The organism is Promicromonospora soli (genome assembly GCF_014653785.1).
Lineage (GTDB): Bacteria > Actinomycetota > Actinomycetes > Actinomycetales > Cellulomonadaceae > Promicromonospora > Promicromonospora soli.
In genome coordinates this window covers 15,298-31,933 of the sequence record NZ_BNAS01000009.1, presented here as the reverse complement: position 1 = coordinate 31,933, position 16,636 = coordinate 15,298, and the positions used below count along the sequence as shown (strand labels likewise).

18 protein-coding genes, 1 pseudogene and 1 riboswitch are annotated in these 16,636 nt (G+C 70.0%); of the genes and pseudogenes, 9 read left to right on the top strand and 10 right to left on the bottom strand.

Going from position 1 to position 16,636, the window contains the following annotated elements:
• Nucleotides 1-446 precede the first annotated feature (446 nt).
• Together IE250_RS22095 and IE250_RS22090 are read left to right on the top strand one after the other, a co-directional pair.
• Complete coding sequence (locus IE250_RS22095; RefSeq protein WP_229872692.1) at nucleotides 447-2,129, top strand: glycoside hydrolase family 27 protein; 1,683 nt, start codon at nucleotides 447-449, stop codon at nucleotides 2,127-2,129.
• A gap of 141 nt (nucleotides 2,130-2,270) precedes the next feature.
• Nucleotides 2,271-2,708: a nuclear transport factor 2 family protein gene (locus tag IE250_RS22090; protein WP_189671479.1), complete on the top strand. Its 438-nt coding sequence runs from the start codon at nucleotides 2,271-2,273 to the stop codon at nucleotides 2,706-2,708.
• Here the strand turns inward: IE250_RS22090 and cuyB are convergent.
• Nucleotides 2,615-3,508 (bottom strand): cysteate racemase, encoded by an 894-nt coding sequence (cuyB, locus tag IE250_RS22085; RefSeq protein ID WP_189671478.1) that lies wholly within the window; start codon nucleotides 3,506-3,508, stop codon nucleotides 2,615-2,617. The genes IE250_RS22090 and cuyB overlap by 94 nt on opposite strands.
• Nucleotides 3,501-4,763, bottom strand: coding sequence for a carboxylate--amine ligase (locus tag IE250_RS22080; RefSeq protein ID WP_189671477.1), 1,263 nt, complete (start codon nucleotides 4,761-4,763; stop codon nucleotides 3,501-3,503). The genes cuyB and IE250_RS22080 overlap by 8 nt, the downstream gene beginning before the upstream one ends.
• Before the next feature lie 174 nt (nucleotides 4,764-4,937).
• On the opposite strand from IE250_RS22080, the gene IE250_RS22075 reads away from it, so the two are divergent.
• Nucleotides 4,938-5,516 carry a hypothetical protein gene (locus IE250_RS22075; RefSeq protein WP_189671476.1) on the top strand — a complete coding sequence of 193 codons (579 nt, stop codon included), beginning with the start codon at nucleotides 4,938-4,940 and terminating at the stop codon, nucleotides 5,514-5,516.
• Between the two features lie 73 nt (nucleotides 5,517-5,589).
• On the opposite strand, the gene thiE is transcribed toward IE250_RS22075, so the two are convergent.
• On the bottom strand, nucleotides 5,590-6,261 hold the full coding sequence (thiE, locus tag IE250_RS22070; RefSeq protein WP_189671475.1) for a thiamine phosphate synthase: 672 nt from the start codon (nucleotides 6,259-6,261) through the stop codon (nucleotides 5,590-5,592).
• Nucleotides 6,262-6,346: 85 nt separating this feature from the next.
• Nucleotides 6,347-6,450: riboswitch (TPP riboswitch) on the top strand.
• On the opposite strand from thiE, the gene thiO reads away from it, so the two are divergent.
• The 4 genes from thiO to IE250_RS22050 all read left to right on the top strand — a co-directional run bounded on the left by thiO (nucleotide 6,442) and on the right by IE250_RS22050 (nucleotide 9,969).
• A complete protein-coding gene (gene thiO / locus IE250_RS22065) occupies nucleotides 6,442-7,680 on the top strand; it encodes a glycine oxidase ThiO (protein WP_229872691.1) in 1,239 nt (412 codons plus the stop codon). (Overlaps the previous riboswitch by 9 nt.)
• Nucleotides 7,677-7,922, top strand: coding sequence for a sulfur carrier protein ThiS (gene thiS, locus IE250_RS22060; protein WP_189671474.1), 246 nt, complete (start codon nucleotides 7,677-7,679; stop codon nucleotides 7,920-7,922). The genes thiO and thiS overlap by 4 nt, the downstream gene beginning before the upstream one ends.
• Nucleotides 7,923-7,924: 2 nt before the next feature.
• Complete coding sequence (locus IE250_RS22055; protein ID WP_189671473.1) at nucleotides 7,925-8,749, top strand: thiazole synthase; 825 nt, start codon at nucleotides 7,925-7,927, stop codon at nucleotides 8,747-8,749.
• Nucleotides 8,746-9,969, top strand: a complete 1,224-nt coding sequence (locus tag IE250_RS22050) for a ThiF family adenylyltransferase (RefSeq protein WP_189671472.1) — start codon at nucleotides 8,746-8,748, stop codon at nucleotides 9,967-9,969. The genes IE250_RS22055 and IE250_RS22050 overlap by 4 nt, the downstream gene beginning before the upstream one ends.
• Before the next feature lie 43 nt (nucleotides 9,970-10,012).
• On the opposite strand, the pseudogene IE250_RS24705 reads toward IE250_RS22050, so the two are convergent.
• The 7 genes and pseudogenes from IE250_RS24705 to IE250_RS22015 form a co-directional block, all read right to left on the bottom strand.
• Nucleotides 10,013-10,153 (bottom strand): annotated as a pseudogene (locus IE250_RS24705) (DALR anticodon-binding domain-containing protein); the annotation flags it as partial.
• A gap of 92 nt (nucleotides 10,154-10,245) precedes the next feature.
• Nucleotides 10,246-10,566 carry a hypothetical protein gene (locus IE250_RS22040; RefSeq protein WP_189671471.1) on the bottom strand — a complete coding sequence of 107 codons (321 nt, stop codon included), beginning with the start codon at nucleotides 10,564-10,566 and terminating at the stop codon, nucleotides 10,246-10,248.
• Complete coding sequence (locus IE250_RS22035) at nucleotides 10,563-10,733, bottom strand: hypothetical protein (RefSeq protein ID WP_189671470.1); 171 nt, start codon at nucleotides 10,731-10,733, stop codon at nucleotides 10,563-10,565. Before IE250_RS22035 ends, IE250_RS22040 begins: the two co-directional genes overlap by 4 nt.
• Nucleotides 10,734-10,990: 257 nt before the next feature.
• A complete protein-coding gene (locus tag IE250_RS22030) occupies nucleotides 10,991-11,371 on the bottom strand; it encodes a hypothetical protein (protein ID WP_189671469.1) in 381 nt (126 codons plus the stop codon).
• 23 nt (nucleotides 11,372-11,394) lie between these two features.
• Nucleotides 11,395-12,999 (bottom strand): polymorphic toxin-type HINT domain-containing protein, encoded by a 1,605-nt coding sequence (locus IE250_RS22025; RefSeq protein ID WP_189671468.1) that lies wholly within the window; start codon nucleotides 12,997-12,999, stop codon nucleotides 11,395-11,397.
• The gene (locus tag IE250_RS22020; RefSeq protein ID WP_189671467.1) at nucleotides 12,986-13,186 is read right to left on the bottom strand and encodes a hypothetical protein; all 201 of its coding nucleotides are present in this window, start codon (nucleotides 13,184-13,186) and stop codon (nucleotides 12,986-12,988) included. Before IE250_RS22020 ends, IE250_RS22025 begins: the two co-directional genes overlap by 14 nt.
• 201 nt (nucleotides 13,187-13,387) lie before the next feature.
• Entirely contained in the window at nucleotides 13,388-14,227 is an 840-nt protein-coding gene (locus IE250_RS22015) for an HAD family hydrolase (protein WP_189671466.1), read from the bottom strand.
• Nucleotides 14,228-14,503: 276 nt separating this feature from the next.
• Here IE250_RS22015 and IE250_RS22010 point away from each other — a divergent pair, with 276 nt between their 5' ends.
• Together IE250_RS22010 and IE250_RS22005 are read left to right on the top strand one after the other, a co-directional pair.
• Nucleotides 14,504-15,943 carry a hypothetical protein gene (locus IE250_RS22010; RefSeq protein ID WP_189671465.1) on the top strand — a complete coding sequence of 480 codons (1,440 nt, stop codon included), beginning with the start codon at nucleotides 14,504-14,506 and terminating at the stop codon, nucleotides 15,941-15,943.
• Entirely contained in the window at nucleotides 15,940-16,614 is a 675-nt protein-coding gene (locus tag IE250_RS22005; RefSeq protein WP_189671464.1) for a YdcF family protein, read from the top strand. The genes IE250_RS22010 and IE250_RS22005 overlap by 4 nt, the downstream gene beginning before the upstream one ends.
• Nucleotides 16,615-16,636 lie beyond the last annotated feature (22 nt).

Sequence of the window (16,636 nt, the reverse complement as noted above, 5' to 3'; positions counted from 1 at the left end):
GACACGGTCTGAGTGCCGGCCTGCCGGAGCGGCAAGAAGAAATCGTTTAATAATCCTCGTCGGACCATTGCGCACAAGGTAAGCGCCTGCCAGTATCGTCCTTGATGTTAGCGCTCACACAGTCTCCCGGATCGGACCTGACGCGGCCTCGCGCCCCGCACTGACTCCTCCGGATCCTGTGTCTCGCGCCCTGCGCAAGTGCCCGCTCATCGATGAGAGGAAGTCAAGGATGCCTTCCCGAAGTGCAGCTCGGTTCTGGCGTCGCACCGCCGCGTTCGGCGGTTCGACCTGACCGCCCCATAGAGCACCACCTACCGTCGCCGCGGGCCCCGCCCGCGGCGCCGGCGTCCGTCTCGCATCTCCCGTCCCTCCTACCGGTCACGCCGTCAGGACGACGGCGCGGCCGTGCGCCACCGCCCACATCACCGCCGCACGAAGGAGTGCTCGTGAAAGACCTGTCTCGTCGCCGTTGGCTCTCGTTGCTCGCCGCGACCGCACTGACCACGTCTATGCTCGCCGTCGGACCGGCGGCCGGTGCCGCTGCTCCGGTTGCTACCGCGACCGCTGCTGCGGCCGACCCGACCGTCGAGGAGCCGGCACCGTTGCCTCCCCTGGGCTGGAACAGCTGGAACACCTTCTACTGCGACATCAACGAGCAGATGGTGCGCGAGACGGCGGACTCCATGGTGAGCTCGGGCATGGCCGCCGCCGGGTACCAGTACGTCGTCGTCGACGACTGCTGGATGCAGGACACCCGCGACGCGAACGGCAACCTGCGCGCCCGGACGGACCGCTTCCCGTCGGGGATGAAGGCGCTGGGCGACTACATCCACGGCAAGGGCCTGAAGTTCGGGATCTACCACGCGCCGCGGGAGAAGACCTGCAACCAGTACTTCGCGAACCTCCCGGGGACGTCGTCGAACGGGTTCGAGACCCAGGACGCGAACCTGTTCGCCTCGTGGGGCGTCGACTACGTCAAGCACGACTGGTGCGACCCGCGCGGCACCGTGACCGAGCAGGCCGCGCTGTTCAAGAAGTTCGGCGACGCGCTGAAGGCCACCGGCCGCCCCATCGTCTACTCGATCAACCCGAACAGCGCCCACTCGAACACCGCCCCGACCTACTCCGGTTGGGGCGAGTTCTCGGATATGTGGCGCACGTCCGAGGACCTGGACGACGACTGGTCGACGGGCTGCTCGCCGTCGGCCGACTGCTTCGTCGGGATCACGGAAGCCCTCGACATCATCGAGCCGATGCGCGAGTGGACCCAGCCCGGGCGGTACAACGACCCCGACATGCTCATGGTCGGCGTGCGGAACACGCTGACGCCCACGGAGAACCGCGCGCACCAGAGCATGTGGGCGATGCTCAGCGCTCCGCTCATCGCCGGCAACGACCTGAGGAACATGAGCGCCGACGTGCGTGCGGTCCTCACCAATCGTGACGTCCTCGCGATCGACCAGGACCCGCTGGTGCGTCAGGCGGACCGGGTGCGTGACGACGGTGACGCCGAGGTCTGGGCCAAGCCGCTCGCCGACGGCTCCGTGGCGGTCGCCCTGCTCAACCGCGGCTCCGGCAGCCGGCAGATCTCGACCACGCTCGGCCAGGTCGGGCTCGGCTCCGGCACGCACTCGTACCGCGAGCTGTGGACCGGCGCCACGGGCACGACCACCGGGCAGATCACCGCACAGGTCGCCGAGCACGGCGTCGCGCTGTTCAAGGTGAGCCCTGGCGGCACGTCCCAGCCGCCGACAGGCACGACGCTCGTCAGCTCTGCATCGGGCCGCTGCCTCGACGTGTACGACAACGCCACGGCGAACGGCGCCGGCCTGGTGATCTGGGACTGCCACTCGGGAGCGAACCAGACGTGGACCGCGACGGACGGCACGCTGCGGTCGCTGGGCAAGTGCCTCGACGCCCCGCTCGACGCCACGGCGGGCACCCGGGTCCAGCTCTGGGACTGCAACGGCGGCAACAACCAGCAGTGGACGTTCCAGGGCGACGGCACGATCCGCGGCGTGCGGTCCGGCCTGTGCCTGGACGTCGACCGCAACCTCACCGCCAACAACACCGCGGTGCAGCTCTGGACGTGCCACGGCGCGGCGAACCAGGTCTGGACGCGCCGGTAGCCCGGTAGCACTCCCTCCTCCAGGAGAAACTGCGACTACCCCGCCGGGGTAGTCGCTCCGCGACGCAACCGACTACCTCGGCCGATGCCGAGGTAGTCGGTCGCGTCGCACCCGCGACGAAGAAATCGGTACCTTGTGGACGTGCAAACGGCAGCGGATGAGCTTGTAGCCACCTACCTTCGCGCTCTCGGCGCCGCGGATGTGGGGCTGGCGGTCAGTCTCTTCACGGCCGATGGCGTGGTCCCCTCACCGCTCTACGGCCCCCGACCAGCCCAGGACTTCTACTCGGAGCTGTTCGCGGACACCAGTCAGGCGAACCTGACTTTGAAGTCTGTGATGAGCGGCAAGAACCAGGACGGCCAGACGACGGTGAGCTTCTGGTTCCACTTCGACTGGCGCCTTCCCTCTGGCGCGGCGGCGCCGTTCGACGTCGTCGACGTGGCCACGCTCGGATCGGACGGGAAGATCAGCGAGCTCCACATCATCTACGACACGGTCGATGTCCGACCTGCCTTCGAGGCTGAGGTCGGGCGGCCCTCGTGGCGCCAGGCGCGCTCTGGGCACCCGGACAGCGCGTGAGTATCACGATCTACGGCTGTAGTACTAGAGCCTCCTTCTGCGCGCAGCCGGCGTCCCGAGCGCAGCACCGTTGCCCGGGCTAGCTCGTCGAGGGCGTCCACGAGCACGACGTCGGGCAGGAGGCCCGGAGGGGTCGCCTCCGCCGCGACAGACAGCTCGGTGCACCCCAGCACGATCGCCTCGGCCCCACGGAGGCGCAGGTTGGCGACGACGCCGTCCAGCGCGGTCAGGTCACCGCCACGGCCCGCCTTCACGCTGTCGTAGATCAGCGACGTCACGGTCGCCTGACCGGCGACGTCGGGCACCAGGGTCTTGATGCCGCGGGCGCCGAAGGCGTCCGTGTAGACGCCCGACGCGATCGTCCCCTCGGTCGCGAGGAGCCCGACGGCCTCGGGCCGCGGCCCGCTGAGGCGACCGGTCCAGGCGTCGCACGACAGCACCGCGGCCACCGTCACGTCCACCGCGGACAGCAGCGGGACCGACGTCGCCGCGGCGATCGCGCCGGCGAACGCGTGTGCCGTGTTGCACGGCAGCACGAGGAAGCCGGCCCCGGCCCCGGCGAGCCGCCGCGCGTCGGCGGCGAGCACGGGCCCCGGATCGTCGCTGGAGCGCCCCAGCACGAACGCCGTCCGGTCCGGGACGGTCGCGTGCTGCAGCACCACCATGTCGACGTGGTCCTGGTCGCGTGCCGCGTCGGTCAGCCGGACGACGCGTTCCATGAACAGGACCGTCGCGAGCGGACCGACCCCGCCCAGCACGCCGACGAGCGTTCCGGCGCCCGGCGCGCCGACGTCAGGCAACCTCGCGCTCCGAGGACGGGAGAGGCTCCCCGAAACCGGGCTGCCCGGACGCCCCGCCGGTCTCCTGCAGCGGGTGGTGCTGCGAGAACTTGCGCACCTGGTTCAGCTCGGCGAGACGCACCCAGGCGTCGCGGCGCGGCGACAGGTCGCGCCTGTACTTCAGCGGGTGCACCACGGGGGCACGGCGCACGGCTGCACGGACCGACTCGTCGTGCACGTACTTGTCCAGGAGGAAGCCCGGGACTATCCGGTACAGCACCTCCAGCGGCTCCGCGTGGTGCGGCCAGTGCCCGGTGAGGTGGTCCGCCATCCAGTAGGCGGCAGGGTTCAGACCGCTCGCGGTCAGGTAGTAGTTGGACCGCCCGGTGCGCGGGTTCAGCTCGAAGAAGTGCCCGACGCCGGTACGCGGGTCCACCTTCACGTCGAAGTTCGCGAACCCCGTCCAGCCCAGGTGCTCCACGAGCCGGCGGGCGTCCGCCTCGACCTGGGGGAGACTCCCGGTGAGGATCGCCGCCGGGTTCCCCAGGGTCCCGGGCGTGTGCTCCTCGAGCAGCACGCGACCGCCCCACGCCATGCGAACCGTGCCCTCGAGATCGGAGTAGGTGGTCATGATCCGCATCTGCGAGTCGTCGCCGGGCACGTACTCCTGAACGATCATCGGCCGCCGGTAGCCCGCGTCCCCGGCCGCCTTCAGGAGTGCGGCCAGCTCGGCGCGGTCCCGTACCAGGTGCACCTTCGCCTTGCCGGGGAACGACACCTGGTGCCACGCCGTGTTGTCACCGGGCTTGGCGATCACCGGAAAGCGCAGGTCGAGGTCGCCCACCGGCTCCCCGCCGTCGCGCACCTCCGTCCGTGGGTGCGGCACGCCGAGCTCGTGGCAGAGCTCGGAGAACCGCTGCTTGTCCATGACCCTGTCGAGCAGACCGACCGACGGGTACGGGACGACCGCCACGTCCTCCAGGCGCGCGCGGTGCTCCGCGAGCGCCCGCACGTACCAGTCCACGCACGTGACCGCGATGACCGGGCCCGGAGCGGTCGCGGCGATCCGGCGAACCAGCTCGACCATGACGGCGGGGTCGTCGAGGCGCGGTTCGACGACGTTCTGGATGATGTTGGAGTGCGCGACGTTGGGCGTCGGGCGGATGGACACGACGGTCGACGTGACGCCGTAGCCCTCGTGGAAGGCACGAGCGAGGCTGTATGCGCCGGCGTCGCCGCCGAGGATTACCGGATGTACCGCTGCGAGGTTCCCCATGTCACAGGAGACGGGCGGGGCACGAGAAACGTTGAGTCACGGAGCGGATGAACTGGAAAAATCGGGCGCAGGACGGTGGCGGCGCAGCTCGCCTACCTCGCCGACAGGTCCACCGCGGGACAGCCCTGCGACGGCACGACTCCCGTGCCAGAGTGGCAACGAGGAGGTGCAACGATGCTGCTTCGGCTGAGCGCGATCGCGCTGCTGGCGGGTGCCTCGTTCATCGTCGGGGCGATGCTGCCGATCTCCTGGCGGGTCTTCCCCGAGCCGTCCTCCGACAAGAAGCTGGAGCACATCCTGGCGTCGGCGACGCAGTGGACCCTCGCGAACGTGCTGTTCGGCGTCGGGGCCGCGGCCGTCGCCGGCGGCATCGTCCTCTTCGCGCTCGGCGTGGACGGACTTGCCGCACGAGTCATGGCCCTCGTCAGCGGAGTGCTCGCGCTCGCAGGCCTGGTGCCGTGGATCGTGCACCTGTCTGCACGCGTGACGGACCCGGCAGCCTTCGCCCGGGGCGACCTTCCGTCGTGGTGGCTCTGGACCTACTTCATCCTCACGCCCTTGGCGATCGCGCTCTTCGGGGCCGCGCTCCTAGCGAGCGGGCTGCTCGCGGCCTGGGTCGGCTGGACCATGATCGGCACCATGGCGGCCACCATCGTCGCCACCCTCATCGCCGGCGACATGGTGCCCGCGGTCTACTACCTGGTGACCCTGCTGCCGGGAACGATGCTCCTCATCGCTGCGGCGCGGGCGTGAGGCTCTTGCGCTCCCTCGTGCTCGACGCCGCAGCAGTGTTCTGACCTGGATCGACGCCCAGACAGCAGGAGGCTCAGGATCGCCCGGCGACATGCCCTTCGCGTGCGCGGCTCGTGATCCGGCGGCGTAGCTCGGCCGCCGCAGCCCGGGGGTCGTCTGCCTGGGTGATGGCGCGGACGACGACGACGCGGCGCGCCCCGGCGTCGAGCACCTGGTCGAGACGTGCGGAATCGATGCCGCCGATGGCGAACCAGGGCGTGGACGGCTCCCGGGCGGCGACGTCGCGCAGCAGGTCGAGGCCGACGGCGGGGCGGCCCGGTTTGGTCGGTGTGGCCCACAGGGGCCCGACGCAGAAGTAGTCGACGCGCGGGTCGGCCTCGGCGGCCAGCGCCTGGTCGAGGGAGTGGGTGGAGCGGCCGAGAACTGGGCCGTCGCCCAGCACGGTCCGCACGGCGCCCGGCGGCAGGTCGCCCTGGCCCATGTGCACCACCGGCGCACCGGCGAGGCGCGCGATGTCGGCCCGGTCGTTGACCGCCCACAGCGCACCGTGCTCGGCGGCCACGCGGGCGACGAGCGCGTGCAGCTCGACCTCGCGGGCGGCCTCCAGGGACTTGTCCCGGAGCTGGACGACGTCGACGCCGCCCTCGAGCGCCGCGTGCAGGAACGGTTCGAGGTCGTTCGTGTCCTGACGGGCGTCCGTGCAGAGGTACAGGCGGGCGTCGGCGAGCCGGGTGCGGGGGTCCACGAGCGCGAGTGTAGGCCGACGCCGCGGCGTCCTTCGGAGGGTGCCCGAGACACGGTCCTGGAACTCCTGCGGGCCGGGCTATGGTTGTCGCGTGCACGGGAGCCCCGGACGGGGCTGAGAGGGCGCAGGGCGCCGACCGTCGAACCTGATCTGGGTCATGCCAGCGAAGGGAGAACACCCTTGAGCAGTCATGTGTGCGACGTCCTCGTCATTGGCGGGGGCATCATCGGCCTCACCGCGGCCTGGCGTGCGCTGGAGGCCGGGGCGAGCGTCGTCGTCCTTGATCCGTCGCCCGGCGACGGAGCCACCCACGCCGCCGCCGGCATGCTCGCGCCCGTCATGGAGGCGGGCTTCGGGGAAGAGGGGCAGGCGCGGCTGGGCACCGCCTCGCTCGCCCTCTGGCCGGCGTTCGCCGACGCGCTCGAACGTGCGGCAGGGCTGCCGCCGGGCGCCGTCGGCCTGGAGACGACCGGCACCATCGCCCTCGCCTACGACGGCGACGACCTGGTCGCACTGCGCCGGATGCTCGCCCTGCACCACGAGTGGGACCTCGGCTCGGTGGAGATCTCGCCCGACGAGGCGCGGCGGCGCGAACCCGGCGTCGGGCTCCGGGTGGCGGGCGCGGCCTGGGTCCCTGGCGACCACCGGGTGGACCCGCGTGCGGTGCGCGCGGCGCTCGCTGCGATCGCCGCGCGGAGGACCCTTGTGCCCCGCGCCGCGATCTCGCTGACCTGGGCGGACGGCGCGGTCGTCGGCGCGATCGACGACGCGGGCACCGCGTACGCGGCCGGGACCGTGGTCCTGGCCGCCGGCCACGCGAGCGCGTCCCTGTTCGCGGGCGCGCCCACCCGGCCCGTGCCCGGTACGACGCTGCGCCTGGACGCCGACGCCGACCGGGCGCCCGCAGTCGTGGTGCGCGGCACCGTGCAAGGACGCCCCGTCTACGCGGTGCCCCGTCGGGTGCGGCCCGACGGGCGGCGCGAGGTGGTCGTGGGCGCGACGTCGGACGAGCGCGAGGACGACCACCTGACCCGCGCCGGCGACGTCTTCGCCCTGCTGCGCGACGCCCGCGCCCTGCTGCCCGGGCTCGACGACGCCGTCCTTCTCGGGGCCACCACCCGTTCCCGGCCCGGCAGCCCCGACAACGCGCCACTGCTGGGGTGGGCGGCCGACGGCCTGTACCTGGCCACCGGGCACCACCGCAACGGCATCCTGCTCACGCCGCTGACGGCGGCCGCCGTCGACCGGGCGCTGGGCGTGGCCCGCTCCGCCGAGCCGCGACCGAGCGGCGTTGCGCCCGCGAGCGTCGAGGCGGCCGTCGAGGCCGCGACCCGGTTCGCGAACCCGCGGAGGTTCGCCGACCCCGTACTGAGCGCGGCGGGCATCCCGCACGGCGCGATCCGAGGAGGCACGTCATGACCATCCCACCGTCCAGGGCGTCGGGCACCGCCGTCGTCAACGGCGAGCCGTATCCGCTCGACGGCCCGCTGCCCATCGCCGACCTGGTCGCCCGGCTCCTGCCCGGCCTCGTGGTCGACGGCGCGCCGCAGGGTGTCGCCGTAGCGCTGGACGACGCCGTCGTGCCGCGCAGTGTCTGGGGCACCACGACCGTCCGGCCCGGCGACCGTGTCGAGGTCGTCACCGCAGTGCAGGGAGGCTGAACATGGAGGACGCACCGCTCACCATCGCGGGCACGCCGCTGGGATCGCGCCTGGTCATGGGCACCGGGGGAGCGGCGAGCCTGCTCGCCCTGGAGGACGCGCTCGTGGAGTCAGGCACGGAGCTGACCACCGTCGCGATGCGACGCGTGTCCCGGCCCCGGCCGTCGGACGACCCGGCCCGCGCCGGCGATCAGTCGGTGTGGGGGCTGCTCGCGCGCCTGGGCATCCGCGCCCTGCCCAACACCGCGGGCTGCTTCTCCGTGCGCGAGGCGGTGCTCACCGCGCAGCTCGCGCGGGAGGCGTGCGAGACCGACTGGGTCAAGCTGGAGGTCATCGCCGACGACGTGACGCTGCTGCCCGACCCGATCGGCCTGGTCGAGGCGGCCAAGACCCTGGTCGAGGACGGCTTCACCGTGCTTCCGTACACGAACGACGACCCGATCATCGCGCGCCGCCTTCAGGACGTGGGTTGCGCCGCGGTCATGCCGCTGGGCTCGCCCATCGGCTCCGGGCTCGGCATCGCCAACCCGCGCAACATCGAGGCGATCGCCTCGGCGTCGTCGGTCCCGGTGATCCTGGACGCGGGCATCGGCACGGCGTCGGACGCCGCGCTGGCCATGGAGCTCGGGTGCGACGGCGTGCTGCTCGCCACGGCCGTGACGCGCGCCGCCGACCCGGTGCGCATGGCCCGTGCCATGCGGCTCGCCGTCGCGGCAGGGTACGACGCCGCGCGCGCCGGCCGGCCGCCGCGCCGGGAGCGGGCGCTCGCCTCGTCCCCGGTCGACGGACTGGTCGCGGTCGGCAACAACCTGGACCTGGCACTGTGACTGCGCTGCCGCCGCTGGTCGAGCCCGGACGAGAGCTAGGCCGCGACGAGCTCGCCCGGTACGCCCGGCACCTCCCGCTGCCCGGAGTAGGCCCGGAGGGGCAACGCCGGCTGGCGAACGCGCGCGTGCTGGTGGTGGGCGCCGGCGGCCTGGGCAGCCCGGCCCTGCTCTACCTCGCCGCGGCGGGCGTGGGCACGCTAGGGATCGTGGACGACGACGTCGTCGAGGCGTCGAACCTGCAGCGCCAGGTGATCCACGGCGTCTCGGACCTGGGGCTGCCCAAGACGGCGTCGGCGCGGGCCGCGATCGCGGAGGTCAACCCGCACGTCCAGGTGGTCGAGCACCGAGAACGGCTCACGACGGCGAACGCGCTGGACGTGCTGTCCGGCTACGACCTGGTGCTGGACGGGACCGACGCCTTCGCCACCCGCTACCTCGTGTCGGATGCCGCCGAGGTGCTGGGCATCCCGTGCGTCTGGGGTGCGATCTACCGGTTCACCGGGCAGGTCGCCACGTTCTGGGGGGCGCCCCCGGACGGAGTTGACGGCGTGACGTACCGGGACGTGTTCCCGGTACCGCCACCGCCCGGCGCGTCGCCGGACTGCGCTACGGGCGGCGTGCTCGGCGCGATGTGCGGCACCGTGGGCTCGGTCATGGCGACCGAGGCGGTCAAGCTCCTCACCGGGGCGGGGGACACCCTGCTCGGCCGGCTCGCCGTGTACGACGCGCTGGCCCTCACCTGGCGGCAGCTCGCCGTCCGGCGCGACCCTGCCCGGTTGCCCGTCACCGCGTTGCTGACCGGGACCGGCGACGTCGACCCGTACGCGGTTTTCTGCGGGCTGGCGCCGGCGGACGGCTCCGGGCCGGCGCCGTCGTCCGACGAAGCGGCGGTCTCGGTGCGGGAGCTGGCGGCGCTGCGCGCCGACGGCTCCGAGCCGGTGGTGCTCGACGTGCGCGAGCCGTGGGAGGTCGAGCTCGCCGCCCTGCCGGGCGCACGGGTGGTTCCCTCGGGCGCCTTCGCAGGGGACGGCGCGGACGCGGCGGTGGACGACGTCGCGGTCTGGGCGGCGGGGCGGCCGGTGCACGTGCTGTGCAAGTCGGGGGTCCGGTCGGCCCGTGTGGCCCGGCGGCTGCGTGCCGCTGGGATCGATGCGCGGTCGGTCGAGGGCGGGATCGTTGCGTGGGCGCGCGAGGTGGACGGGGCGATGGCGGTGTATTAGGGCGCCATTCGTGTTGTGACCTGGCCCGCAGGGCCGGGCCCAGTCACATGCGTTCGGGTGCGGCGATGCCGAGCAGGTCGAGTCCGGTTGCCAGGGTGCGGCCGGTGAACTCGCACAGTGCGAGGCGGTTGGCGCGTAGGGCTGGGTCCTCGGCGCGGAGGACGGGGCACTGGTCGTAGAACTCGGTGTACGTGGGCCCAAGTTACGAATCGACAGGCCTCGGTGCGCGCTCGGTCGTCTCGTTCGTGTTGGGAAGAGAGAGCGCTCCGCGTCTCGTCATGAGCCCTGGTCCTCTCGCGACGCGACGACGACCAGCTTTTCTCTGAGGTCGGTGAGGTGCTCGAGCGACTGCCCTGTCAGCAAGGACGCGGCAATGTCGGCTCCTATCGCGTCGGCGAGCCAGTCAGCGACGACGGTACGTTCCTCGGCGGTCATCGTCGAGAAGTTCACACCGATGACGCTGACGTTCTCGTCGAGGACCCTGCGGAGCTCTCCCGCTTCGGGCTCCACGTGGCGTTCGAGAAAGTCGAACCACCACGACGAGTTGACATAGTCGTCCTGTACGCGGTCGGAGCCGAAGGCGATCAGTGCTGTCATGGGAGACGCCCAGCGGTGCGGACGTGGAACCAGGGCAGTTCGAATGTCCCCTTCCAGGCCGACTGAACGTCCTCGGGCGTGCCGGGCTCACCCAGCCGCGTGAGCCCGACCTGATTGATCACCTCGAGGTTCTCCACGATGTCCTGCCCGTTGAGGAAATGGTGCACACCCGCTCCACGAACTTCTCCGTTGAGCGGCACTCGGCCCAGCACGACGTGGCGTCATCTAACCAGCCATCTGCCAGCCGTTACCTCTGGGCCTCGTCACGCCCGACGAGGTCTACGCCCTGAACATGCCAGGGGACTACAAGACGGCGATCCGCCAGGCCGTCGAGCGGGCCACTTCCAGTAGGCCGCAAGCATCTCGATGGAACCGCGGTCGCGAGTCTGCGGGCCGGGCAGGGTCCTGCCGCGTCTGGTCGAGGTCAGTCGGTGCTTGAGTTGTATACGTCGGCGACCAGTCCACACCCCAGCTCGGCGAGCCGTTTCAATAGCCCCACTTCCAGTGCGACGATGAACCCCATCTCACGTGCTTCAACCATGAATGTGAGGTCAATAGTAATGTCGACACCCTGGGTACGCGCGTGATTCGCCGCGCGCATAACATCTTGCAGCGAATCTACGTGAACGGAGATTTCGTCCGAGCTGACGGATGATTCTTTGATCCACGTCGTCATTTGCCGCCTGGGACCGTCCGGTCGCCGTGCGCTGACGAGTGAGTCACGGTCGGCGTGCCAGGTACTCGGGCCGAGCAGCTCACTCAACTCCTCGCCCGTCAACTCTGCCGACTCGATACGAACCGCCACGCTGCTTATCATGCGATCACCAGTCATTCCGGAAGATCAAGGTAGTCGAGAATATTGCCGATGCTCTCGTCCGCAGGCTTTCCGCCTGGGAGTTGAGGGTACACCTCTCCGGTTGCATCATCGACTATGACATCCGGGTTTCGTCGGGCACCATCGCCTCGCCATCCACCCTGGTTCTTTACCATGTGAATCGCATCTTTCACCTTCTTTGTCGACACGCCGTAGAACTGCGCGAGCGAGCCAGGTCTGGTGTGGAGGCCGTTGTGAACGAGGACGGCGATGTCGCCGGCGTGGACGTAGTAGTTGTGGTGGGTGGAGACGTGGAAGTTGTAGACCGACTCCGCCTCGGCGTCGTCGCGCTGCTCGGTCTCGATCGCCTCGATCGGGACCGTGGCCCCGTCCGGTGTGACCAGCAGGTCGCCGACCTTCAGGAAAGCGGCATCCAGCCAGCCACGCCCGGAGACCATGAACGGGTGCTCGGCCGTAGTCGAGATGACCGCGCCGTTGATGGTGAGGTGGAACAGCTCCGTCGTGTGCCGCACGAACGTCTCCAGGACCACCTGCAGCTCATCAGCGCCCGTGGCCAGGTCGTGGGCCCAGACCTTGTCCCCGACCTTGATGTCCTCGATCGGGCGCGGGCCGTCCGGGGTATGGATCAGGGTGCCCGCCACGAAGCACTTGCCGAACCCGAACTTGCACCACCCCTTGCTCAGCACCTGCTTGAGGCCACCGCCCTTGACGATCGCCTTGGACAGCCCCATCGCAGCCTTCGCCGCACCACCCAGACCGATCAACGACAACGCAGCACCCGCGATCGCGAGACCCGCCTCCGCCCACGACCGTTCACCGGTGGCGGCCAGCGTGATGTTCGCGACCGCACTGACTATCGCCGCGACAGCGGCGATCACGAGGAGCACACCCGCCAGGGCGGTGCCGACGATCGGGATGAACGCGACGATGATCGCGAGGATCCCGGCGATGGTGGAGATCATGTCGGCGATGTCAGCGATCGCGGCGACGAGCTTGGAACCCCAGTCCTCCCACCAGCCGTCGTTCAGATCATCCGAGGAGGTGATCTCCTCGATCCGGTCGATCGCATGGTCCGCGGCGCGGTTGCGGTCCGAGACCGCGGACTCCACCGCGCTCGTCGCGCTGGAGATCGTGGAGGAAGCCTGGTTCGCGTCTGTACCAGCCTGATCAGCCTGCCGCTGATACTCCGCCTTCTCCGACTCGTCCTTCGCCGAGTCGGCCAGCTCCTGCCACCGATCCTGCGAACCCGACGCCGACTGCGCCTCATCCTGAGCGGTCCGCGCCTGCTCCAACGCCGCCAACGTCTCCGCCTGCACCCGCTCCAGAGACGACGCGTACCCGACCAGGGCCTCACCCGCGGCCACATACCGGCCATGCGCCTTACGGATCTCGCCGATGGTGTCTTCCTTGGTCGCCATCAACGCATCCACCGCCTGCGAGATGGTCCCCTCCACATCGAGACGACTCATCGCCGAGGCGGCGTTGTCGATCGAGTCCGCGACGTCCAGATACTCCTGCCCACCCGAGAGCACCAGCACCGGATCACCCGGCGTCGGATCGGCATCCAACCCCACCGGCGACCAATCAGACGGCCTCATGCGCATCCCACCCCTGAGCAGCAACGACGACGACGCTGCGAGAGTACCCACTGGGCGCCACCAGAACCATGAAAGTGCGTTCGGCCAGCCTGAAACACCAGGTGGGCACCCTCGGCGACTCCTCGCTGTCGAAGATAAGGGAGACGAGAGGGGCGCCTTCGATCATGCGGCGCAGGTACTTGGGCACGTTCGTCCCTCTGCACCCGCCCGATCCATGACGACGTCGCGAATCTCGCACGCTGCGCGGGGACCCGCGAAGACGGCGCGTCGCTTACCGTGTGTCGTCGATATCGTGCGGGATGACCGGTGTCTCGCGCCCGATCCTGTTCCTCGATGTGGATGGGACGCTCCTGCCGTTCGGCCGGTCTCGAGATCGATAGCGCCCCTGTCAGGCTGACTCCTCGGACGGTTGCTCGGTCGTCGGCTGTACCAGCGAAGCCAGAACCGTTGCGGAGCCGTCCTCGTGGATCGTGCCGGTGACCTCGTCGGCCGCCTCGCGCACTGCCGCAGCAGCGTGACCCATCGCAACGCCTCGGCCGGCCCAGGTCAGGGCTTCGATGTCGTTGGGCCCGTCGCCGATCGCGACGGTGTGCTCGATCGAAACTCCGAGCTTGGCCCGAAGCCGCTCCAGCGTCGTCGCCTTCGATACACGCGGGCCGGTCACGTCGAGCCAGTCCGGTCCCGCGGGCGTGACCGTTACCCCTGTCGCGCGCAGAGGTTCCAGGTGCAGGCGGATCTCAGGGGCGGACAACGAGACCCGGCAGGCAGGTGCCGCGCAAAGATCCACCACGTCGGCCTGCGTCTGCTCACCGTTGAGCAGCTTCGGGTCGAAAGGGCGGTTCACCTTCCAGCCCCTGACGAGCTCCTGGACCCCGACGAGGACATCCGGGATGAGTGAGAGGGCAGCCTCGATCACGTCTGCCGGGTCGAACATCCGCGCGTTCGCGAACCGGAAACCGTCCGGTGCGGCGGGATCCAGACGGATCGTCAGCCCGCCGTTGGCGGCCACCGCAAATCCGTCGGTCAGCCCGAGCCGCTCGGCGACGGGTAGGAGCCCGTCGAGGCCTCGACCGGTGGCGAGCACCAGGTGGTGCCCGGCAGCTTGGGCCTGGTCGATCGCCTGGTGGACGACGTCGGTGATATGGCCGTTGGCGTGCATCAGGGTGCCGTCGATGTCGAGGGCGATCAGCCTTGGCGAAGCAATGTCGACGTTGTCGTGTGTGGTCACGGTGATCTCCGATGGGTCAGGGTCGGGGTGCCCGACGTCGGCGGGGAGCCGTCGCCGTCAGGCAGAACCACCCTGCTGCTGCCCGCAGGTGGGAAATCCGCCTGTCCAAGGAAGAACGCGATCAGAGTCTAGGTGCAGCGGAGACGCGATCCCGAGGCCCGACAACTTCCAGAGGCTGGAAACTTCCGTCGCGCGAAGGGCCGCAGTCCGCTGCCGTCACTAGGCTGCCTAGAGGCGAGCCTCACGACGGATCGCCGGAACCTGGAGGGGCAGGTTGTGGCCAAGAGTGCGAAGGCTTTGCGCGAGCAGATCCGACAGGAGCTGTTCCGCAGGGGCATGTCCACCAAGGACGTCGCGGTCGAGCTGGCTGCGCGGCTGCACGTGCGGCCGCGGGTCGCCTGGCGGTACGCGATGGGATGGCCGCAGTGGAAGCTCGTTCAGGAGTTCCGCTCCGCCAACCCACACCTGGCCATCGGTGAGAGCCGCGTCTCCGAGTGGGAGTCCTGGCCGTTCGGCGGAACACGTCCTTCGCTGGAGGTCCTCGCCGCGCTGGCGTCCGCATTTGGACACGGCTGCGTGGTTGCCGACCTCCTCGACGAGGCCGACCTCGACCGGATGTCGGATGCCGAACGTCGACTTGTGGCGACGAGACAGATTGACACCGGGCAGGCTCGGTCGGCGTCGTATCCAGGAGTGGCCCAGGAAGCGGCGCGAGTCAGCCCCGCATCTGAGTACGGCTCGTCCAGCCTGACGTACGCCTTGGGCATGGTGGAGTCCGGACAGCCCGACAGTCTTGGCGCGGCGATCGACGCTCTGGAAGAGGTCATCGCCTTCACCTCCGACAGGCTCGCGACCGCCGGCCCGGCACCGGTCCTGGCCGACCTTCTAGCGGCCCGGCAGTTCGCACGGTCACTTCTCGACAGGTACAAGCCCATCGGGGCTCGGGCAGCTGACATCCAAGCGGCCGCTGCGTGGCTGTCCAGCATCTTGGCCGTCGCGTCCTCCTACCAGAGCGACCACACCTCAGCACTGGTCTGGGCGCTCGACGCGCAGAATCGTGGCCAAGCGGCGGGCCACCCGGTGATCTCGGGCTGGGCGCTGCTGACCCGTGCCACGATCTCGCACTACCAAGGACGCGGAGCCCGTTCACTGGACTTGGCTCGTCAGGGCGCGGCCATGGCACCTGTCGGCACTGTGGCGTTCGCGAAGCTGATCTGCCAGCAGATGCGCTCGCATGCCTCGCTCGGCAACACGCAGGGCATGCAGACCGCTCGCCTCCGGGCGCAGACTGCGATTTCCGCTCTCGACGATGACGCCAACGCCGGTGTGCACTCGATCGCGCGTTCCGCCGAGCCTCCGTACACGGCCGCTTCGCTGCTACTGGTCGGCGAGTATGCAGAGGCTTCGGCGGTCACCGAGGGCCTGATCACGACGGCGTACCCTGAGGGCCGAGCCCGCGAGACATCGAGCTACGCCCGAACCCTCCTCGTGCTGGCCCTGGCACAGGCCGGGCTCGGAGAGCTGGATGAGGCTGCCGCGACCGGAGCCGCCGCGCTGAGTGTGCCGGGCACCGTGTGGCCCACCGTCGTCCTAGCAGGCAAGCTCGACCGCGCCCTCGCTGGTGCTGGCATCAGCGACACAGCCGAGGTATCGGAGTTTGCCGGCCTGTACCGTGACGCCGCACGGGACCTCGCAGCAGCAGGGAGCAGGACGTGACCGACCAGGGGGAAGCACCGGTGCCCAGTGGCGGAGCTTCGGCGTACGCCGGGATCGACTTCAGCGTCGCCGAAATCAGCCCTGAACTAGTCCCGCAGATCACGGCGTTCGTGGACATCGAGGCGCCCCCGACCGGCCCGGCGGCCTACTTCGTGTTCGGCACCAATCAGACGCTGCCCGCAGACCTTGTTGCCGATCGCTACCAGCAAGGTCTGGCTCCGCTGATCATCGTGACCGGCGGGGTCAACAGGCACAACGGCATCGTCGAAGGGCACGTGCTGCGTAACCTGCTCATCGAGCGGGGTGTCCCCATGGACGTGATTCGTGTCGAGGCCGAGTCGGCAGACACCTGGCAGAACGTGCAGAACTCGACCACGTTCCTCGATGAGGCCGTCCACGTCGGACTACCCGTCGCGGCGGTGTCCAAGTGGTACCACCGTCGCGCGATCCAGATTCTCGCCACCGTGCATCCGAAAGCCGCGCCATTGCACGGGTTCAGTTACGAGCCGGTCTACTCGGGTGTTCCCATCACACGGGACAACTGGCCCGAGCATCCCGACGGCCGGCGACGCGTGATCCGCGAGTGGCAGGAAACCCGCCGACGCATCGCCGACGGCAGCTTCGTCTCGCTCAAGCGGATGAACGGAGCGTTCGCTGCTCGTTGGCGGTAGGGGCCGAGTGGCCCGAAGTGGG